Here is a 21,528-nt window from a genome sequence, read left to right as displayed (position 1 = left end):
CCATTCTAAGATAAACGATTTTATGTTCAACTTGTTGAATTGTATTCAATTTATAATTAGAATGCTTTGAAATAACGAATACCTTAAGGAACTGTTATATTTTTGACAAACGCCAGCGGGTACATCACCTTAATGTCTTTCTAATGCCCTCTTTGAACATTTCATGATCGGTCAGAGATAATGCCCCATCTGCATAAAAACCCTAAGCTTTTACTTTATTCTTCAAATAATACAACGGAATACCTATCAATGTAATAATTAGGCCTGGCCAAGTGAAATAAGGTTTATATATGATCAACAAAATACAAAAACTTAGGCCCAATATGATATAGACCGCAGGTAGTACCGGATAGCCGATGGCCTTATAGGGACGCTCTGCCGATGGCCTTTTCACCCTTAAGATATAGATTCCTGCAATGGTAAGCACATAAAAAAGTACCGCAATAAAGGTAATCATATCCAACAGATCGCCATATTTGCCACTTAGGCACAAGATAGAGGCCATTATAAACTGGATCCATAATGCAAATGCCGGTACCCCATTTTTATTCAGCTTTGCCGTTTGCTTAAAGAATAGCCCATCCTTTGCCATGCTATAATATACCCTGGCTCCCGCCAATATCAATCCGTTATTGCAACCAAAGGTAGCGACCATGATCAATATGGCTATGATTACCGTTCCATCTGCACCAAAAATGACCTGCGAAGCGGCGATACCCACCCGATCTTTTGGGGTGGTGGCAATTTCCTGTAGAGGGAGCACAAAGGTAAACATGAGATTCAAGAGCACATAGATGAGTGTTACCAACAGCGTACCCAGTAACAGACTTAAGCCAATGTTACGTTTTGGATTATTCATTTCGCCCGCTACAAAGGTTACATTGTTCCAGGCCTCGTAGCTCATGATCGCTCCCACCAATGCCGAAGCTAAAGCACCACCCAATGCGGGTAGGTTTTCGTAATTTAAAAATGAACCATCGGGCAGTATTTTTTGTAGGTTAAAAGCATTTTCCCAGTTTAACTTGGCTACATCAGCCTCGAAATAAATAAAACCAAAAACGATCAGTCCGGCTATGCTAAAGATCTTTGTTAAGGTAAAAATCAACTGTATCCATTTACCACTTTTTACCCCGAGGGTATTGATATAAGTGAGCAGGAAAATAATGCCTATGGCCAAGGTCTGTGCCGGAGAGACTTTGAAATTACCAATAGCAAAAAGCACAAGATCTTCGCTTACCTCAGGAATAAGATAGGCCAAGAATTTGGAAAAAGAAACACCCACGGCAGCAATAGTACCCGTTTGAATGACCGCAAACAAACTCCAACCGTACAGAAATGCCGTAAGTGGATTATAGGCTTCTTTCAGGTATACATATTGCCCGCCTGCCTTAGGAAACATGCCGCTCAACTCTCCGTAGCTTAAGGCAGCGGTCAATGTCATAAAGCCCCCTATAATCCATACCAAAACCAGCCACCCAACAGAACCGGTATTACGGGCAATATCTGCACTTACAATAAAAATTCCCGAACCGATCATACTCCCTACTACCAAGAGTGTTGCATCCAAAAGGTTAAGCTCTCGCTTAAGTTGCGGCGATTTTTCCTGTATTTCGTTTTTTAAGATTTTCATCGGTATATAATTTTAATGGTGATGAAGCTACGATGAGCATACTATCCGTTAGCTTCTATTTTTTTATTGGCATTTATGAACCAGCACAGTTGTTTTTTAAGGCTGATAAAGCGCTCCCCTACCGCATGCAGTATCATGAGACAACCTGTATAATATGTATTATTGTAAAATAGCAGTAGTCAATGGTGTTATGGGTGTAGCTGCTGGAATACGGCCATGCAGTTCGGACAGAGATGCGTTGGGCAAACGGCTCAGCAAATATTTCGCAAAGATTTCCGATTCTTCCATTAAGGGAAAGCCCGAGAAGATAAAAGATCGGATCCCCATGTCCATGTAGCGGTTCAACTTATTTACGATCTGATCCGGATCACCTACCAACCCACCGCCACAACCAGAAAATACCTTTCCTATGGTCGTCCATAAATGAGGTTCTATATAGCCTTCTTCATCAGCATGTTTCCTCATTTCATCTTGGCGGATAACTCCCAAAGAACGTGAATCTTCTCCCCTAGCCCTGATTTCTGCGGCCCTTTGTTCATTGAAATGGCTCAACAGCTTTTTGGCCTGTGCCTTGGCTTCACTTTCCGTTTCCCTCACAATAACATGGATGCGTAAACCAAAGTCGATCTTACGACCATAAGCCGCTGCTCTCTTGCTCATATCTTGCATGGTTTCATACATACTTTCCTCTGTTTCCGGCCACATTAAAAAGGTATCACAATATTTGGCACAAACCTCTCTGGCCCCTTCGGAAGTACCTCCAAAGTACAGTAATGGCCCTCCATTTTGTTGATAGGGCTTTACCGGATCTGCAGGCATATTGAATTGGTACAGTTCGCCCTTAAAATTGATATGATCTTGTGTCCAGGCTTGTTTTAAAACTTCTATAGTCTCCGCACAACGCAAGTAGCGCAATGCCGGATCTTCCCTTAACCCTGGCAAATCAGAATTGATGATATTAATGGTTAACCGACCTTGAAGCATATGGTCTAAAGAAGCCAAAGCCCTTGCCAACATGGGCGGATGAAGCTCGCCCGTTCTGATAGCGGCCAAAATATTAATCTTGCTGGTAAATGGCGCTACCCCCGAAGCAAAGGTGAGTACATCTTGTCCAACGGTATAGGCACTGGGCAGTAATATTTTACTGTAGCCTAAACTTTCTGCCTTAAGGGTAATGTTCTTACAATGCTCAAAACTACTCCTTCGGTTTCCATCCAAAACACCCAAATATTCCGTATCTCCACCTATAATATCATTAAACCATGATATTTCTGCTATGCGTTGTGGGGTTTTGATGGCTACCGTTTTAATTTCTTCTAACATGTTAATTTTTCTTATATATGGTTTGACCTTCTTTAATGGTTTCTATCACTACAATATCCTTTATCTTTACAGGGTCTACATTTAAAGGATTTGCAGATAAGATTACCAAATCGGCCAGTTTACCCTTTTCAATAGAGCCTTTAGTCTTTTCTTCACCATACTGATAGGCGCCATTAATGGTCAATGCCCTTAGTGCTTGTACTGGATTGATTTTTTCGGCTCCGCCTATTACCTCACCAGTTCTAGAAAGTCGGTTTACGGCCGACCAAAGTAGGAATAACTGATCTATAGGGGTAACTGGATAGTCGGTATGGTTGGTAAAGATGATCCCTTTATTAATCGCTGACCTTAACGGACTTAGTCCATAAGCACGCTCCTGACCTAGATTCTGTTTATGAACATCACCCCAGAAAAAGGCATGGTTGGTAAAAAAGGAAGGCAACAAATCCAACTGCTTATATTTATCCAACTGGTCTTGACGAACAAACTGAGAATGAATAACCACGCTCCTACGCCCAACACTGCTTTTATTCAACACTTTGTTTGCATTTTCTACCGCAGCTATATACATATCTATTGCCCCATCGCCGTTGCAATGCGTGTACAAATGGATATTATTGCTAAAGGCCTTTAATACCACCGAATTAAAGATCTCGCTAGTTACCGTAGGCACGCCAGTACAGTGTTCGCTACAACCTGGCACAAGCGTTAAATAAGGTTTGGTAAAATAGGCTGTTTTTCCTTGCGGAGAGCCATCTGCAGAAAGCTTAATACCATCTATTTTCAAGCGGTTATGATATTGTTTAAACTTGTAGTTGAGGGTATCGGCAATCAAATCGTCCAACAGTAAAAAAGAGGGTAGGCTTATGACATCGATCAGCAGTTTTTTCTGTTCTGCAGCAGCCTGTAAAATGGTTAAGGTTGCTTTATCGGTAAAACCATCTTGAGCGGTAGTTACTCCATAACTGGCATAGAGCTTTTGCTGACGGTCCACACGTTCCAACTGTTGTGCCAATGTAGGTTTAATCTTGCCCAGTTCTTTTAGGATAAGTCCTTGTGCATTCTCCTGCAAAAGACCTGCAGGCTCGGTTGTCCCTTCTTTTCTGATGATGACACCACCTGCTGGATCTTTGGTGTTTTGATCAATTCCAGCCAGTTTAAGTGCTAAGGAATTGGCCACCAACATGTGCCCCGAAATATGGGCCACTACCACTGGATGACGGGGAAATGCAACATCCAAGTCTTCTTTAATAGGATGTCGTTTCTCCTTCAACTGATCTATATCATAGCCGTATGCAGTAATCCATTCACCCTCTTTCAGCTGACGTTCTTGCTTAAACTTTTCAAGTTCTGCAATCAATTGGGAAATATTGGTCACCTTACCCACGGGCGGGGCTGATACATTGACCAGGTCTTGTTGACCAAGTCCTAGAAAATGACTATGTCCATCTACAAATCCAGGGGTAATGGTCTTTCCCTTTAAATCGATGGTTTTGGTATTTTTCCCACGCAGTTTAAATATGCTCGCCGAACTGCCAACGGCAAGGATCTTGCCTTCTTTTAGCGCCAAGGCCTGTGCAATCGAATTCTTAGAATCAACGGTGAGTACAATTCCATTATAGAAAACTTTATCGGCTACTACCGTTTGGCCCTTTGCCACGAAAACAGCTCCCAAAAATGCCAGCAGAAAACCACAAATTGAAATTTTATTCATTATGACTTTGCCTTTCTTTGATAAACCGTCTTTCCTTCCTTAATGGTAGTCAATACCACTAGATCCTTGATTTTTGCGGTTGGTACTTTCAGTGGATTATCAGACAGGATAATGAGATCGGCCTTTTTACCTACCTCTATAGACCCTTTTTCTTTTTCTTCACCATATTGATAAGCTCCATTAAGGGTAATGGCCCTGATGCCTTCAAGTACCGTTAATCTCTGATCGGGACCTATCACCTGACCGGAACGCGATTCTCTGGCTACAGAAGTCCATAACAGGAACAATTGATTAATAGGTGTAACTCCAAAATCGGTATGGTTGGTAAAAACAATTTTTTTATTTAACGCTGAGTTTAGCGGACTTAAAAACCAAGCTCTTTCTTTGCCCAAATTGCGTACGTGTACATCTCCCCAAAAAAAGGCATGATTGGTAAAGAAAGAGGGAATCAAACCCAGCTCCTTATAGTCGTTCAATTGATCTGGTCTTACAAATTGGGAGTGTATAACCACAGGCCTTAGCTTATGGCTACTTTCTGGATATTGTCGGTTGGCATTTTTGATGGCTTTTATATACATATCTATGGCCGCATCGCCATTACAATGAGTATAAGGTTGTATTTTATGCTTAAAGCAAAAAAGTAGCGCTTCGTCTAGTTTTTCCTGTGTAATGGTCGGGATGCCTGTACAGTGCTCATGGCAACCTGGCACTTCTACCTGATAAGGTTGGGTAAAAAAAGCCGTTTTACCCTGCGGCGAACCATCGGTGAAAATTTTCGTTCCCTTTATCTTAAAGTGGTTATCGAATTTGTTGAACACATATTGTGGATTAACTACCAAACGTTCTAAAGTGGCATAAGCGGCCAAAGCTTCAATGTCAATATATAAACGTTTTCTTTTAGCTGCTTCCTGTAATAATTCTATAGAGGCCAAGCCTGTGCTGCCGTCTTGTGCAGTAGTCACCCCTTCGCTAGCATACAATTCCTGTTGCTCATCCAGCAACCTAAGCTGTTCATCAATGGTTGGTTTTTCTCTTTCACCAGTGTTTTTTAATACAGAACGGGCTCTTTCCAATAATAGCCCTGTAGGTTCACCCGTAGCTTTCTCTCGTACAATTTGTCCTCCTGCAGGATCTTTGGTATGAGAATCTACGCCTGAAATTTTTAAAGCATAAGAATTTACCACCGACATATGTCCAGAGGTATGGGTTAGCAGCACTGGGTTATCTGGAAAAGCTGCATCAAGGTCTTCCTTGGTAGGGTGCCTGTTTTCGGCCAGTTGGTCAGGATCATATCCCCTTGCATTGATCCACTCTCCCGGCTTAATTTTCTTTTCTTTTTGAAAAGCTTTAAGCACCGCAATAATATCTGTGATGTTGCGCACCTTGCCTACTGGTGGTGGAGATATATCCGCAGTTTTAGACCTACCCAAACTCATGAAATGGCTATGGCCATCAATAAAACCTGGCAATAACGTTTTTCCCTTAAGATCTACCACTACAGTATGTTGCCCTTTCAGCTGTTGAATATTTGCAGTACGACCTACCGCCAATATTTTTCCTTCTTTAACCGCCAATGCTTCGGCAATGGTATTTGCCGAATCTACGGTAATAATGTGGCCATTAATAAAAATCTGGTCAGCCTCTTGTGCCTTTTCCCTTTTCCACTCTTTAAACGATAGCAAGAGTAAAAGCATTAATATTCCGGGTATAATAAAAATATTCTTGTTCATTGTTCCTGTATTAATTAAGCATTAGATTGAACCATTCGTACCCTGTTCATCTGCCGGGATTGGCCATATGTAGTTATTGGCCGTAGGCAATACCTGAGCAGAGGAGCCAATTCCACCTGTCTTGGCAGGTAGGGGTTGCACCCTACGTTGTAGGTCGGGTGTCCTGAATCCTTCGCCCAAAAATTCTATTCTGCGTTCTGTTAAAATGGTATTGATCAGATCCGCCTTGAGTGCTGTGGCCGCAGATGGGAATACATAAGTGGCATCAGCACGTTTTCTTACTGCATCCAAGAGTGCTCTTGCCGTCACCAGATCATCGGTTTCTGCCGCAGCTTCGGCATAGTTTAATAAGACTTCAGCATAACGCAATACCGGAATGTAATCGGTAAAAGGACTTGCCGATTTTGGGAACTTCGATAATACATTCAGCCCATTTTTAGCAGTGATCAAGTTTTTTCGGGCATCGGAAGATGTAGTACCCGACAAAGCGGAATTGGAATAAATGCCTGCACTATTAAGCGATAGAATGACCGCACCAATATAGTTATGCGCCAATGCACTTTGTGAATCGGGCGCATCTACTGCATTAAACGGAAGGAAAAAAATGGCTTCATTACCTGTATAGCTACCGCCGAAAACAGTGGCTATGTTATTTTCCAAGCGATGTGTAGTCGTACCTGCCGTGTATACGTAAGGGGCTGTAGTAGACACAAGTTTTTTGGCTTCTGTTACCACTTTCGGGTAATCTCCCTTAGTGAGGTACACCCTCGTTTTCAATGCAATAGCCGATGCCTTATGTGCCCTGGAAGTATTCAGTGCAGCACTGCTGTATCCTTCGGGCAAGCCTGCTTCTGCCTCATCCAGATCTTTAATAATCTGATTATAGATGGCTCCTACCGAACTGCGTGGCAGGTCATCGTTTCCGGCTGAAGTTTGTGGCGTTAACCTAAGTGGTAAACCCGCACTAGCACCATTGTCTATAGCATAAGGTTTGGCATATACCTGCACCAATACAAAATAAGAGATGGCCCTTATGAATTTGGCCTCTGCCAGATATTGTGTTCGTTGTGCAGGCGTAATGATGTTAGCATTACCTACCCTATCAATGAATATATTCGAGTTATTAATGGCCTGATAGGCTAGGCTCCATAGGTTACCTACAAAACTATCGGTAGACAGGGCGGTATGTTGCCATATTAATGCCCCTTCTGCGGCATTACCAGAATTTTGACTGAATTCTTCCCCTCTCTGTTCATTAAACAGGATATAGCGCCCACCATAAAATTGGGCTCTTTGTATCCTATAATAAAGATTATTTACCTGTGCCAATATCTTTTCCGGTGTGCTAAAGGCCGTAAGCTCAGAAATAGAGGTCTGTGATGCCGTATCCAATATATCTTTTGTGCAGGACGGGCTGATCAAAAAAAGTATTCCGCCCACTAAACCTGCTGCTATATTTTTTTTATGTCTGTATATCGTTCTCATGTCAATAAATTATAAGGTTAAAACTGCAAGTTGATACCCAGTGCAAAAGTTCTTGCATTTACTACCGCATTATGGTCTTTGCCAGAAGCAATAGCATTTCCATTAATAGAAATTTCAGGATCGGAACCACTATAATTGGTAATGGTAAACAAGTTGGTGGCCTGTGCATAAAGTCTAAGCGCAGTCACCTTTCCATTAAATACTTTTTGAACTGGCAAACGGTAACCAAGGGCCAGATTTTTTAATTTCACGAACGAACCGTCTTCTACCATTGCTGCATTGGTGATGGAAAAACCGGTAGATACATTGTCTGAAAAATATAGTTTAGGGATATCGGTCACCTGTCCTGGCGTGGTCCATCTGTCCAATACAAAAGTGCCATTATTGAAATAACGTTGGTCTAACAGATTAGCCCTTGTGCCATTATACAATTTATTACCGCCAGAAAAGATGAAACCAAAGTCCAGGTCGAAACGTTTATAACTGAAGCTATTGTTCAAACCTCCGTAGTAGGTAGGCAAGGAAGGTCCCTGTATCCTACCATCCAAGTAGTTGTCTATAGCTGGCGCAACTGTACCATCCAGATAAGTCCATTTATTGGCTGCAATATGATTGTATTGTACGCGTTCGTTGTTACGATTAATAAAAATCCTATTTCCGTTAGCTGAATTTACACCATCGGTAGGTACTGCCCAAATCGACCCGATGGAATACCCTTCCCTGGTCATATTCTGTATGCCAAAATTGCTGGGCGTGTAAATATCTGTACCATTGAACAGGGTAGTTACTTTATTTTTTAGGGTAGAAATATTAAAGTTTGCATTCCATTTGAAATCGTCATGTTGAACAATAGCGGCACTAAGGCTAAGTTCTAAGCCCTTATTGTACAATGAGCCTACATTTGCGCTAATTACGTTTCCAGGAATACCCTTAGAAGGCGCCTGTTTCGCATCTAAGATTAAGCCATCTACCTTATTATAATAATAATCTGCTTCTAGGCTAAGACGATCATTCAAAAATGAAATAGCCAAGCCTATATTGCTCTTTTTACTGGTTTCCCACTTCAACTGGTCATTACCTGCCTGGGTAAATCCCAAGGTTGGTATACCATTATACGTAGCTGCACCATAAAGTCCAAGCGAAGGGAAATCACCGATATTAATGTTTCCAACCTCACCATAGCTGGCCTTTAGTTTAATACGGTTTACTGCGGTGGCCAGTGTAGAGTTCTTATAAAAATCTTCTTCAGAAAGTACCCAACCTATAGATCCTCCACTGAAATTACCGAAACGATTATCTCTTGGCAGACCAGAGTAACCATCTCGCCTGAAGCTGTAGCTTAGCAAATATTTGCTGGCATAGCTGTAGTTCAGGTTAGCGAAATAAGAAATAAAACCATTTCTTCCCTGTGAATTGCCAGTAGGTGTGATGGTGGTAAAACCACCTTGGTAACTATTGAACAAAGGGTCTGAAAGTCCGGTACGCTGGGCACCCCAACTGTCTACAGTGGTTAAGATCTCTTCATAGCCTACCAAAGCATTCAAATTATGTTTGTCGGCAAAAGTCCTATTATAGGTTAAGGTATTTGCCCAATCTGTACGGCTCAACCTACGGTTGGTGTTGGTTGCTGCACCATTAGCAGCACCTGCATCTCCATGAAGACCATTCTGAAAGCTTAAATTTTCGATATAAAGCTTATTGAGACCATAAGTTGTCTTAAGCTTTAATCCTTTGACAATTTCCCACTCTCCGTATACATCTCCCAGTAAAGAATTGCTTTCGGAGCTATATTTATCGAGATCGAGAATGAGCTGTAGGTTATAGGCGTTTACATTGCCAATGTAGCCAGAACTTGAAGCGTTACTGTTATTGGCCCCATAGCCTACACGTTGCTTATCCTGAATATTATAGGAACCATCCTCATTATACACCGCTACATTTGGAGGCAATATATAGGTCATACGTGATAAAGCATCTGTACCAATATATTGGCCAGGCAATGATCCAGTAGCAGGTCCCCGCCCTAGGCTATTGTTATAAGAAATATGGGTACCTAGATTAATATTGCTGAATAACTTATGCTCTAAATTAATTCTAGCTATTTTTTGTTCCTGATCATTTGTCCTTAAAATACCATTCTGTTTTCCATAACCTAATGAAATGTAATAATTAGTGGTATTCGTGGCACCTGAAAAACTGACATTATGGTTTTGTGATACCCCAGTATGGTAAGCCACATCATACCAATCGGTATTCACTACCGAACCATCTGATCTGGTCTGCAAAGCAAAACCTGCCTGCTTTCCAGCATTGATCATGGACTCATTTTTAATATCCACATATTGATAGGCATCTAAAAGCTTGGGCAGGTTGGCAGGTGTGCTTACATTTAACCAACCATAATAACTGACTTTAGTAGAGCCGTTCTTACCACGTTTAGTCGTTACTACAACAACTCCATTTGCCGCCCTAGAACCATAAATGGCCGTAGCGGAAGCATCTTTTAATACATCGATGGATTCGATGTCGTTGGGATTGATATTGGCCAGTGGATTATTGCCCACATTTCCACCTTGCTGTCCGGTAAAGGAAGGCACTCCATCAATGACAATTAACGGATAAATACCCGAAGAAATAGAATTGATGCCACGAATACGAAAAACGGGTGTGGAATTAAGTACCCCACTTGGCTGTACAATATTTACTCCTGCAACCTGACCACCTATCAGTTGATCGAAGCTTTGAGCTGGTCTATTTTCTATCTGTTTTGCAGTTATCCTTGCGGCAGATCCTGTAAAGTCTTGTTTCTTCTGTATGTTATAGCCAGTAATGACTATACCACTTAATTCATTCGTAGCCTCTTGCAGGGCAATGATAATAGGAGAGCCAGATGCGGTAACTTTTTTCTTCTCGTAGCCAATATAGCTTACTATCAAATTGTAAGGGAACGATTGTCCGGTGATGAGGTTGAAATTTCCGTCGTTATCAGTCTGGGTTTGGTTGGTTACCCCTTCTATTTGTACTACCGCTCCTGCTAAGGGTTCTTTTGTTCTGGCATCGATTACCTTGCCCGATAATTTGGAGTTAATTAAAGGGTTCTTTTGTGCATCTGCATGAAAAGAAAACTGTACAAAAAGTAGGAAGAGAAAGATGGATGAGTTTTTCAACTGCATAGCTACAGCCAAAGAGCGAAAAAAGCGGTTTGCTTTTTCAATTTTTTGCATAATTTTACAATGGGTTTAATTAGAGAATTGAAGCAGGGGACAACGCCAATTGAATGCCTGTTTCTTCATTTAACACCTAAGGGGAATATAAATATTCCCCTTATTTTTTAAGTATAGTTCAACACATAGTGCACCTCCTAAAGTTTAGTTTTACTTGTCGTTAAGTTGTTTGTCTATTGGAATTTCAGGTGCAAATATAGAAATTAATAATAATCTACCAAAAAGGTAGACTAAATAGATTAAATTTTAATATTCACTTTAACTGCATGGTTCTTTTAACTCGTATTTGATTGAACAGTCTTGGTTATGAAGCCCCTTCCCCTAACCTAAATTATTATCCAGAACTCAACTTGTACCGATTTATCGGTAGTGAAGGATTTAAATAAGGGCATTTCCGGTATAGATTCCTCCTAGCGTCGGAATGACAGGAAAGGAAAAGGAATGACGGAAAGGAGAGCAGAATTGACAGGAAAGTAAGTAAAAAATAACCTTGCAGGTTTTAAAAACCTGCAAGGTTACGATGATAGCTATAGTAATCAGCCATTATCAATTAATGCCTTCCATAGAATTTCTACCGGGTGCATTGCTTTTCTGGCAGTACCATCTTTAATTTGGTGCCTACAGCTTGTACCTGCAGCGGCAATAATCGTATCTGCGGCTTGTTTCCTTACTTCTGGCAACAACACCAACTCTCCTACTTTCATTGATACGTCATAATGCTCGGCTTCATAACCAAATGAACCGGCCATACCACAACAACCAGAAGGAATAACCTCTACCTTATAGTTAATGGGTAATGACAATATCTTTTCAGTAGGCGTAAGGGCGTTTAACGCTTTCTGATAGCAATGGCCATGCAACTTGATCAGTTGATGTTTATTGGTAAACTGGGATGCACTAATCTGCTCATTCTCCAACTCCCTCATTAAAAATTCTTCTATTAGAAAAGTATTTTTCGCCAGCACTTTCGACTTTTCCAATAAATGATCATCCACTAGGTCGGGATACTCATCCCTAAAGGTTAGGATGGCCGAAGGCTCAATACCCAAAAGTGGGGTAGTATGATCTATTATAGCCGACAGGTTATCAACATTCTCATTGGCTAAAGCTTTAGCTTCCCTCAACAGCCCTTTTGACAAATAGGTACGTCCACTTTCCTGATGTTTGGGAATTTCAACTTCATAACCTAAATGTGTTAATAGTTTAACCGTTGTCTTGCCAATTTCTACATCATTGTAATTGGTAAATTCATCGCAGAACAGGTAAACTTTCTTGCCATGCTTAGCAGCCAGTTTATTTTGCTCATCCCATTTCTTTTTCCAGCTACGTAGGGTGGTATGGCCTACAGTGGGCAAAGATCTATCTGGGGCAAAACCAATTATCTTTTTTATCAATCTGCCTGTAAACCTATTGGTGATTAAGCCATTATACAAGGATGGAAATATGGATGCTAATTGTTGAGATTTGGTAAAATTGCCTACCATTTTGGTACGAAAGGGCACCCCATTAGCATCATAATAATGCTGTAGAAACTCTGCCTTCATTTTGGCCACATCAACGCCCGATGGACATTCAGATTTACATGCTTTACAGCTAAGGCATAAGTCCATCACTTCTTTTATTTCTTGATGGTCAAATGGATTTTCTTGTACAGAATTGGTCAGGAACTGTCTTAAGATGTTGGCTCTTGCCCTAGTGGTATCTTTCTCTTGGTGGGTGGCCATATAAGATGGACACATGGTTCCTCCGCTAACGTGTGTTTTTCGGCAGTCGCCAGAGCCAGAACATTTTTCTGCCAACCTTAAGATACCCTCATTTTTAGCAAAATCAAAGATGGTATGTACCGGCTTAATCTCTTTATCTGCTTCATACCTTAAAAACTCGTTCATAGGAGGCGTATCTACAATTTTGTTTGCATTGAATATGCCCAATGGGTCAAAAAGCTGTTTTACCTCTTTTAATAATTCATATACTTCATTGCCCAATACATCGCGAATAAATTCTCCACGCAACCGACCATCGCCATGTTCACCACTCAATGATCCCTGATGCTTTTTAACCAAAATAGCCGTTTCTTGCAGTACCGTTCTGAACAGTTCTTTTCCTTCACTGGTTTTAAGATTGATCATAGGCTCTACATGGAGTTCGCCAGCACCGGCATGAGCATAGTACGAAGCCTTCAATTGGTGTCTGTCCAACAATTGCTGTAACTCTGCAATATAAGCAGGAAGATCTTCAGGTGATACCGCACAATCTTCTATCAAATTTACAGGTTGTTTGTCGCCCGGCAGGTTGCGTATCAAACCTAAGCCTGCCTTTCTTACATCCCACGCCAATTTGGTTTGTTGACCATAAACTATGGGATAGGCATAACCTAATCCTGCGGCTTTTAAATCGGCAATTAAAGCATTGGTCTTCTTATCTAGTTCGGCTTTAGTTTCGGTAAAAAACTCTACCATTAACAGTGCTTCTGGTTCGCCTTCGATAAAAAACCTATTATGTTGGTAAACAGGATGTCCCTTGGTAAAGTCCATAATATATTTATCGACCAACTCCGAAGCCATAGGCTGATGTTTCAAGATGATAATATTGGCTAAAAGGGATTCTGCCAATGAATTAAAATGAACACAGACCAATGCTTCTTCCTTGGGCGGTAAAGGCAACAATTTTAATTTCGCTTCGGTTACAAAGGCCAGTGTACCTTCTGATCCGGCCAAAAGTTCGCAAAGGTTAAGCGTTGTCTTATCCTTGTCGGGAATTAAAAAATCAAGTGCATATCCCGTATTTCTTCGCGTTAATGTTTTTTTTGGATATCCCTTTTCAATCGCCTCAATATTTTGGGGGTTATTTACCAGCTCATCAATACCTTTATAGATTACTCCTTCCAGGCTGTTCAACTTTGATTTTTCAGCAACTTCTGTATAGGATAAAGGTTTAAAGACCATCTTATCGCCATTACTTAAAAAGGCTGTCGCCTCCAGTAGGTTTCCGCGGGTATCTCCCCAAACAATAGAATGCAGGCCACAAGAATTATTGCCAATCATCCCCCCTATCATAGCCCTACTTGCCGTTGAGGTTTCTGGCCCGAACATTAAACCGAAAGGTTTCAACGCCGCGTTGAGGTCATCCCTAATTACCCCTGGCTGTACCCTTACATAGCGTTCTTTCTCATTAACTTCCAGTATTCGATCAAAATATTTAGAGATGTCTACCACGATACCATTACCCACTACCTGTCCAGCCAAGGATGTACCCGCAGCTCTTGGGATAAGGGTCAATTGGTTTTCATTGGCAAAGCTAATGAGGCGCTTGATATCTTCATTGGTTTTGGGAATGGCTATGGCAATTGGTTTTTCCTGATATACGGAAGCATCGGTTGCATAAATCAACTTCTGCGCTTCATGCGCTGCAGAATTATCGAAATAGAGTTCTCCTTCAAAGGTAGAACTGAGCTTTTCAAATAGTGGGCTTAATGATTTTGTATTTAACACAATGTAAATTTAGCAATTTTACATGCGTTTTTTAAAAATAAAAACTGCAAGAAACGGCATAATCCCGAATTCTTGCAGTTTGATCATTAAAATTTTAAAATTTATTTTACGAACTCTATTTCAAATTGATTTAAAAAGGGATTACCATCAATGCCAAAGTCTGGTAAAATACTGATATTCATCCAGTATAAAGTTAAAGCCGCAACTGATGCAGGGGTTACCGTAATAGACCTATTGCTAGCATTAGTATCTGGCGTAACAGATGGAGGTACATCTGTCCCTAAAGCAACCCAAGTAAATGGGCCACTTAACAACATATCATATCCCCCAGGAACTTTGTTGCTTATAATAGCTTCTGCCCCTTCATTAATTGGCCAATAACCTGTTAAATTGGCATAATTAGGATGTTTCGTAATATCCTTTAGATCTTTATTACCCAAAATAGTGGCAGCACTTAAAGCTGTGTTAAAATAACACAAATCTGCCGCATAGAAAGATAATGCTGTACCGCCATTATCAACATTCTTATATCCAATAGTAAGCTTTTCGCTAGTACTCATGCTCTTTCTAGATAGAATATTTGCTGTTGTTACCTGTACCCCGTCAAGATAGGTAGTCAAAGTTCTTGTAGTGCCATTGTCCATTTTTACGGTCATTGTAAGTGTATGCCAAGAACCATTAGCACCATTTCCGATAGAATACTCAACTTTACCCGAACCTCCGTTTAAAGTCCCACCAACAGCTGCAGAAACACCAGATCCACCTTGTCTAAACATCCATCCCGTAATGGAAGAGCCTATCATAGAGGTCCCTTTAGAAAGAAAGCCTGGATAAGAAGTTTGTACATTAAATTTTACTTGCATTTGTACTGTAAAATCTTTCGTTTCTCCAGGGTCGTATAAATTATTATCATTAGGCACTTCAGCCAATATATTTGATCCTTTAAATAAAACGGTATTAAAACCACTTTTCTTCAACAACTCTGTTTTCAAATCCTTATACGAAGCAATTAAAAAACCTGGTTTTGTATCACTATCACTACCTCCATGGTTAGATGTTACAATAATTAACCAATCTTCGTTAGCAAAATTTTTGCGTGCCTTTAACGCCGTAACAATATTGCCAACATATTCATCAGCTTTTAAAATCGCGTTTTTATAATTACTATTACTTGCTAAAAAACCTCCATTTGCTCCTGCTGTTAACACTTCCCTAAAGTTTACAACAACTGTACCCACAGCAGACTGTGTATTCAATATATTTACTACAGAGTCTTTAACAGCCAAGTCTGTACTTACCACAGGATTGATATCTGCCAATTTTAAATAAGTGCGTAAGGGTGCCCAAGGTGTAACCACCGCAGTTTTTACCGACTTATATTGTAAAATGTAATCTAATACCGTTCTATATGTTGGCGGAGCATCATGAGAATTCTCTTTAGGCGTTGGCTGAAAAGCATCGGTTTTAATAAGGTGTTTACTATAACTGGCTCCCGTTATCATTGAAGCCCAAGAAGAAGCATCATTTGATACCGATCCCCTCAGTACATCGTAAGTATATTTACCTGTCTTTTTTAACTCCTCTATTACCGGAGGCGCTATAGTTTGCAATTCACTTCCAGTAACGCCATCTATACTGATGATTAACACTTTTCTCTGGAGAGATGGTTTATTAACTTTTTCTTCAAAAAAAGGTGGCGGATTGTCAAACTTTTTACAACCCATATATCCTATCGAAAGCAGCGATCCTGTTACTAACAATATCTTAAAAATTTTATTTTTCATTTGACTTTTGCTATTAGATTATTGCTTAATTATATTACATTCTGACATACTTACATAGTCGGTATTCACACCACTCTTGATGACCACTTTTACATAGCGAGCATTAACAGGTCCGCCTGGAAAGGTAAAAATCTGAGAAGCTATATTTTGTGCCATAGTATAAGTACCTACACTCGTATAAGTTACATTGTCATTACTTACAAAAACCTCTAAATCTTTCACATAACCATTTGAATTGTTTTGTCTTTGCGCAAAAGTCATTCCCTTTACAGGTATGGCTACAGGTGTTCCAGTAGACAAAATAATATTAATTGGAAAACCTATTGTATTTGTAGGAGTAGCGGTTGAGTAATTAGAATGCCAATAAGAAGCAGCAGATATAATGCCATCAACCAAGGCACCAGGAGTTCCATCGCCACTTGCGTTGGAGCTAACAGAAACGACTGAAGTGGCATAAGTAACTGATCCCGTACCCCCTGTTTTAGTCAAAGGGTTATAGGTCCAAATGGCTTTATTTAAAAGCGGATATCCTAATGCAGCAACTTTATTCTCAGATATTGGGCTAATAAGAATACCCCAAGCTTGAAAAAATGCGATTAAATTGGTCCCTGTGTAATCACATAATTTCTCAAAAACAAAATCTCTTTTATCTTGATCGTTATTAGACAATCTTTTTGCATGTCTGGCTTCGGTATACAAGTAAGTCATAGCACCGTAACCATATTGCTCAAAAATTTGCACGAAAGGGGTCATTCTTTTAAAAGGATCATTCATGGCGGCATCCGTATCAAAATTCTTACTTCCAGCAGTTGCGGCATAAGCAAGGGCCTGAGGAAAACCACTATTCACGGCAGCGTGTAATACACTGTAATTCGCATTAATTCTTTTGGCCACCTTAAAGCTAAACAAGTTGTTGGTGGTTTCGCCCAAGGTACTCCAGCTCCAAACTGTAGGTTGCTGACAATTATGGCCAAACTCGTGGTAGGCTCCCCATGTTAGCTCACTGGTGGTTAAGCGCTTTACGCTGGTGAAGGCACCGAACCATTCGCTGTCGTTTTGCCCTACAAAAGGGAAACCCGAATGTCCGTAACCAGCAGACAATTGTATATCCAACACCCCTCTCCAAGCACTTTGTGGGCTACGGTCTACCTCGTTTGCGGCATTATCAGACAAGCCCATCCAACCGTTGTAATCTAATCTAAAAACGTCAGACCATAAACGTAATGGCTGTGCCATATCATTCAAAGGCTCAGCAGCATTGGTAAATTGTGCTACTATCTTGTCTCTTGGAACGGTAAAGATTACATATTTCGACCTTAACTCTAACCAAGGCACTTTAGAAGCCAGTACCCTAGCCTTCCATTCGGTGTGGTTACTTTGATCTAAAATAAAATCTGGTGAAGCAACTGCCCCACTGATGGTAAACTCTACCGGTTGAGGTATGGCAAAAGAGGCTCTGATATAAATGTGACCACCGTATAGGTTTCGCATATAATTAACCCCAGGATATAATGCCTTTCTAGCTGTAATAACAGGATCACGTAACAAAACTGGTTTTCCTGTTAAATTATCAGTATGACAACCAATCTGCATACTCAATCCATTTACTCCCGCTGGTACAATAATTTTAATCAATTCACCAGGAGCAGCATAATAGCCAGTACTAAACTGAGGTTCAGGCGCTTCCTGAATCCTCAAATTATCTTTTGTTTGGTTGGCAAAATTTAGATCCAGTGTAAATTTTGAATCTGTTAACCGAGGTTCTGATACATCTACCAAACCAGGGAATAACCTGGCCTTTGCATATGCCGAACGATCAATAACAGCCATATTAGTATCTAAAACTCCAGCTTGTGGATTTCCGGAAGCATCATCGTAGCCATCTGCGAAATCGTATCCGTATTTTTTACACCCAGAAAAAATTATTCCGGTAAGTAAAAGGGAAAATGTCAATAGTTTATAAAATTTCATCTTATAAATATTTATTAGTTAGTTGAAAGGCTTAAATAAACAGGAGAAAACGAGCGGCCAGACAAACCCCAGCTAGCCGGAGGTAGTACTTTGAACCAATTATATATGGTAAATGGCAAATCTACACCATTTGGTACTGTTCTATAAACAACACCACTAATTGATGGACTGATGTTTGGTGACAAATCGCTATGAGAAGTCCATGCAACGTTTCCAGTGATGGTAAAGTCATTGCCTTTTCCAGAACGATCTTTCAATACGGTGCCGCTACCTTCATTACAAGGCCACCAGCCCAGTAAGTTCGCAAAGTAAGGATTGCTTCCATTTACTTCACGCTTCATGTAGGTGATCAAATCGTTATCTGGAATGGCCATATTAAAAATAGCTAAATCCCTGATTAAAAAATTAGTAGGTTTATTAGAACCCGAACCAATTCTCAATGGGTTGGTATTGGAAACGCTTCTACCTGTAATGTCATACGGATATATTGGTAAACCTGTATTGGCATTTGTACCACCTGTTTCTTTCACCCCATCATTAAATACAGTTAGAAAACGACTACTTCCTACCATGTAGAATTTTACAGCTATAGTGTGCCATTGCGCATCGCGAATAACTTTTAGTGCAGGTCTAGTCGAATTACCATAGTCGAAGAAGTAATTATTTCCCGACATTGCGAATTCCCAACCATTTGCAATTACATCGGCCGTGCTAGGTGATTTACCAATAAATTGAGGCCAAGTTTGACTCGTAGTTTCATCAACACGTATCTTAAGCATCATGGTATAATCTCCAGTGCTACCAAAATTACCTACGGTGGTATTGGCCAACGTAGCATAAATATTCGTAGTTGTGGTAGATTGAAATCTAGGGGCTTTACCTGTATAAGCTATTTCGTTGGTATTTGGCTTATTATAAGGTTTAGCATCATAAGCTGGGTTATACAACGCCACGTAAGTGTTTTTAGCGGGATCTCCAAACAATGTGGCATCTGTTATGGGTGTAGACGTATCCACACCTCCCTTATTAGAGGCTATAATGACCAACCAATTTTCTTCTTTATAGGTAGGGCGTGCTTTGAGCGCATTAAGTGCCTCGCCTAGATAACCATCCAAAGTAGTAATTGCGGTGATATAATTCGTAGTCCCTGCATGGTAACCACCAGCTGTACCGGCAACATCGGCACTATGAAACTGTGCCACAATCAGGTCTGCATCAGTAGTTCCAATTTTGCTTTTTAACGCTGTTTGCACCGCTGCATCAGAACTAAAAAGGCTATGTTCTGAAGCATCACCTGCTAAATTGGTATCAAAGCTTGAACTTGCCGCCAATGAAACCGTTTTCAAATTCGGGTTCACTTGTTTTAAACGTGTAAAAATTGACGGGAATTGAGCCAACTGATTGCCCGCAAAATCTTCAGAAATAACTTTGTGAGATTTTACAGGGGCACCTGTGATCATGTCTGTCCAACTACCTGCATTTGTTGGTACTACAGCGGTACTATCGTTTAAACCACTGAAGGTATAAATTGCGTTTTTATTGATTTTAACAACATTTACCGGTTTCATTGTTGATAAAACTGAACCACGAACACCATCCAAAATCAAGTATAAAACTTTCTTCTTCCCAGCGCTTACCGCCAAGCTATCATTGTTATATTTTGTAGTGGGCACTCCTTCAAAATCTTTGTTACAAGAGGTAACAGCCATTGCAACCACACAGCATAACATTGTTAATAACGAGCTTCCAAATAATTTAGCTCCATTATATTTTTTAATATCTCTAGACATAGTTTCCATTAATTTTGAAATTCAACCTTTATCACATTGTGAGCCGCACTATTATTAAAGCGGATAATATCTCCCACCAAAATGGCAGCCGGATTACCGTCGCTAGATGTCACTTCAATCATATCTAAAATTTGACCAATAAACACTCCGGTGTTGTTGTAGCCATTAGCTAAGCTACCATTGGGATTTAACACCATGAAACCTTGTCTAAGCACGCCATTGTAACGATTAAATGCACCTGAAACAATAATTTTTCCACTATTCATTTGACGAGCGAAGCTTGGAAATCCCCCGCTTAGACTAGGGAATGTAAATCCTGAGCTTAATGAACCATCTACGTTTAGCAAGGCTACTCCAGCCAGGGGTTGACCATTAAAAGTGGTAAAAACACCAGCTACTACAATTTTATTAGTAGTTGCATTGTATCCTATTGATAAAATATCACCATTGGCACCAGTTCCTGTAGCAAATGTTTGATCTACAGTTCCATCTGGTTTTAATTTAACTATCCTATTTTTCGTACTTCCATCAAAAGTGGTAAAGCTACCTACCAATATCAAACTTCCATCTGCCAGTTGAACGGCATCATTCACTACGCCATTACCTGATGCTGGAGAAGTTTTGGTGGAAACATCAAATCTGTAGGTAGAATCCATAGATCCATCTGCACTCATACGTACCACTTGTCTAATCGTAGTGTTGTCATACACCTTGGTATCGAAAGTAGAACGTTCATAGAAAGCTTTTAAATACCTGTCAAAATTTCCTACAACATATACTTTGTCCCCTAAGCTGAACACGCGTTTAACTAATGTAAATACACCTCCAAAGCCGTTGCCAAAAAGACCAACCCCTCCATTGAAAGAAGGCACCGTATCTTTGTTTTTAGTAGGGTCATTAGGCCTCAGGTTAATCACATCTACAAAAGTGCTATCTAATGTTCCATCAACGTTTAATCGGGTAAGGAAATTGATGTTTTGCCTGTTACTACGTCTCGAATTAAAACTGGAAAACGTACCGCCAATCAAAAACTTTCCTGTTTGGCTTCCTGAGGTAATTCGAGTCATTGAAGTTATTGCTCCGTTAGCGCCAACCCCAAACTTTAAGGATTTATCAACTGCACCTAACGTGTTTACCTGTACTATTCCGCCTAATCCCAAATTTGCTACTTTCGTCGTTTCATAGTCATCAAAAGCTCCGCTTAAAACAAAGTTTCCAGATGGCAGCCTAAGCGGTGTATAAACGGTACTATTAGCCCCATTAATTACCGCAAAAGTTTTATCTACACTTACCTTACCGGCAATTTGTAATCCTGGGCCAAAAAAAGTTTGATTGTCTAGCGCTGCAGTACCGTCGTTTAAAGTAAAACATAAACAACCAGTACCA

General features: G+C 40.4%; 11 protein-coding genes. All 11 read right to left on the bottom strand.

The window, feature by feature from the left end; all coding sequences use genetic code 11:
• Positions 1–202 precede the first annotated feature (202 nt).
• Positions 203–1,630 carry an APC family permease gene (locus JHD79_RS11595; protein WP_199119402.1) on the bottom strand — a complete coding sequence of 476 codons (1,428 nt, stop codon included), beginning with the start codon at positions 1,628–1,630 and terminating at the stop codon, positions 203–205.
• Between the two features lie 159 nt (positions 1,631–1,789).
• Positions 1,790–2,953 (bottom strand): LLM class flavin-dependent oxidoreductase, encoded by a 1,164-nt coding sequence (locus tag JHD79_RS11590; protein ID WP_199119401.1) that lies wholly within the window; start codon positions 2,951–2,953, stop codon positions 1,790–1,792.
• A gap of 1 nt (position 2,954) precedes the next feature.
• Positions 2,955–4,667, bottom strand: a complete 1,713-nt coding sequence (locus JHD79_RS11585; protein ID WP_199119400.1) for an amidohydrolase — start codon at positions 4,665–4,667, stop codon at positions 2,955–2,957.
• Positions 4,667–6,397: an amidohydrolase gene (locus JHD79_RS11580; RefSeq protein ID WP_199119399.1), complete on the bottom strand. Its 1,731-nt coding sequence runs from the start codon at positions 6,395–6,397 to the stop codon at positions 4,667–4,669. Before JHD79_RS11580 ends, JHD79_RS11585 begins: the two co-directional genes overlap by 1 nt.
• Before the next feature lie 21 nt (positions 6,398–6,418).
• Complete coding sequence (locus JHD79_RS11575; protein ID WP_199119398.1) at positions 6,419–7,882, bottom strand: RagB/SusD family nutrient uptake outer membrane protein; 1,464 nt, start codon at positions 7,880–7,882, stop codon at positions 6,419–6,421.
• Between the two features lie 17 nt (positions 7,883–7,899).
• Positions 7,900–11,106, bottom strand: a complete 3,207-nt coding sequence (locus tag JHD79_RS11570; RefSeq protein WP_199119397.1) for a SusC/RagA family TonB-linked outer membrane protein — start codon at positions 11,104–11,106, stop codon at positions 7,900–7,902.
• Between the two features lie 536 nt (positions 11,107–11,642).
• Positions 11,643–14,597: an FAD-binding and (Fe-S)-binding domain-containing protein gene (locus JHD79_RS11565; protein ID WP_199119396.1), complete on the bottom strand. Its 2,955-nt coding sequence runs from the start codon at positions 14,595–14,597 to the stop codon at positions 11,643–11,645.
• 101 nt (positions 14,598–14,698) lie between these two features.
• Complete coding sequence (locus JHD79_RS11560; RefSeq protein ID WP_199119395.1) at positions 14,699–16,381, bottom strand: alkaline phosphatase family protein; 1,683 nt, start codon at positions 16,379–16,381, stop codon at positions 14,699–14,701.
• Between the two features lie 18 nt (positions 16,382–16,399).
• Positions 16,400–18,352: a M60 family metallopeptidase gene (locus JHD79_RS11555; RefSeq protein ID WP_199119394.1), complete on the bottom strand. Its 1,953-nt coding sequence runs from the start codon at positions 18,350–18,352 to the stop codon at positions 16,400–16,402.
• 14 nt (positions 18,353–18,366) lie between these two features.
• Positions 18,367–20,142 carry a DUF4983 domain-containing protein gene (locus JHD79_RS11550; RefSeq protein ID WP_199119393.1) on the bottom strand — a complete coding sequence of 592 codons (1,776 nt, stop codon included), beginning with the start codon at positions 20,140–20,142 and terminating at the stop codon, positions 18,367–18,369.
• Positions 20,143–20,150: 8 nt separating this feature from the next.
• Positions 20,151–21,528: delta-60 repeat domain-containing protein (locus JHD79_RS11545; RefSeq protein ID WP_199119392.1), on the bottom strand; the 1,378-nt coding region annotated here is incomplete at its 5' end.

The organism is Pedobacter sp. ASV28 (genome assembly GCF_016428855.1).
Taxonomy (GTDB): Bacteria; Bacteroidota; Bacteroidia; order Sphingobacteriales; family Sphingobacteriaceae; genus Pedobacter.
This window is presented reverse-complemented; position numbering and strand designations above follow the sequence as displayed.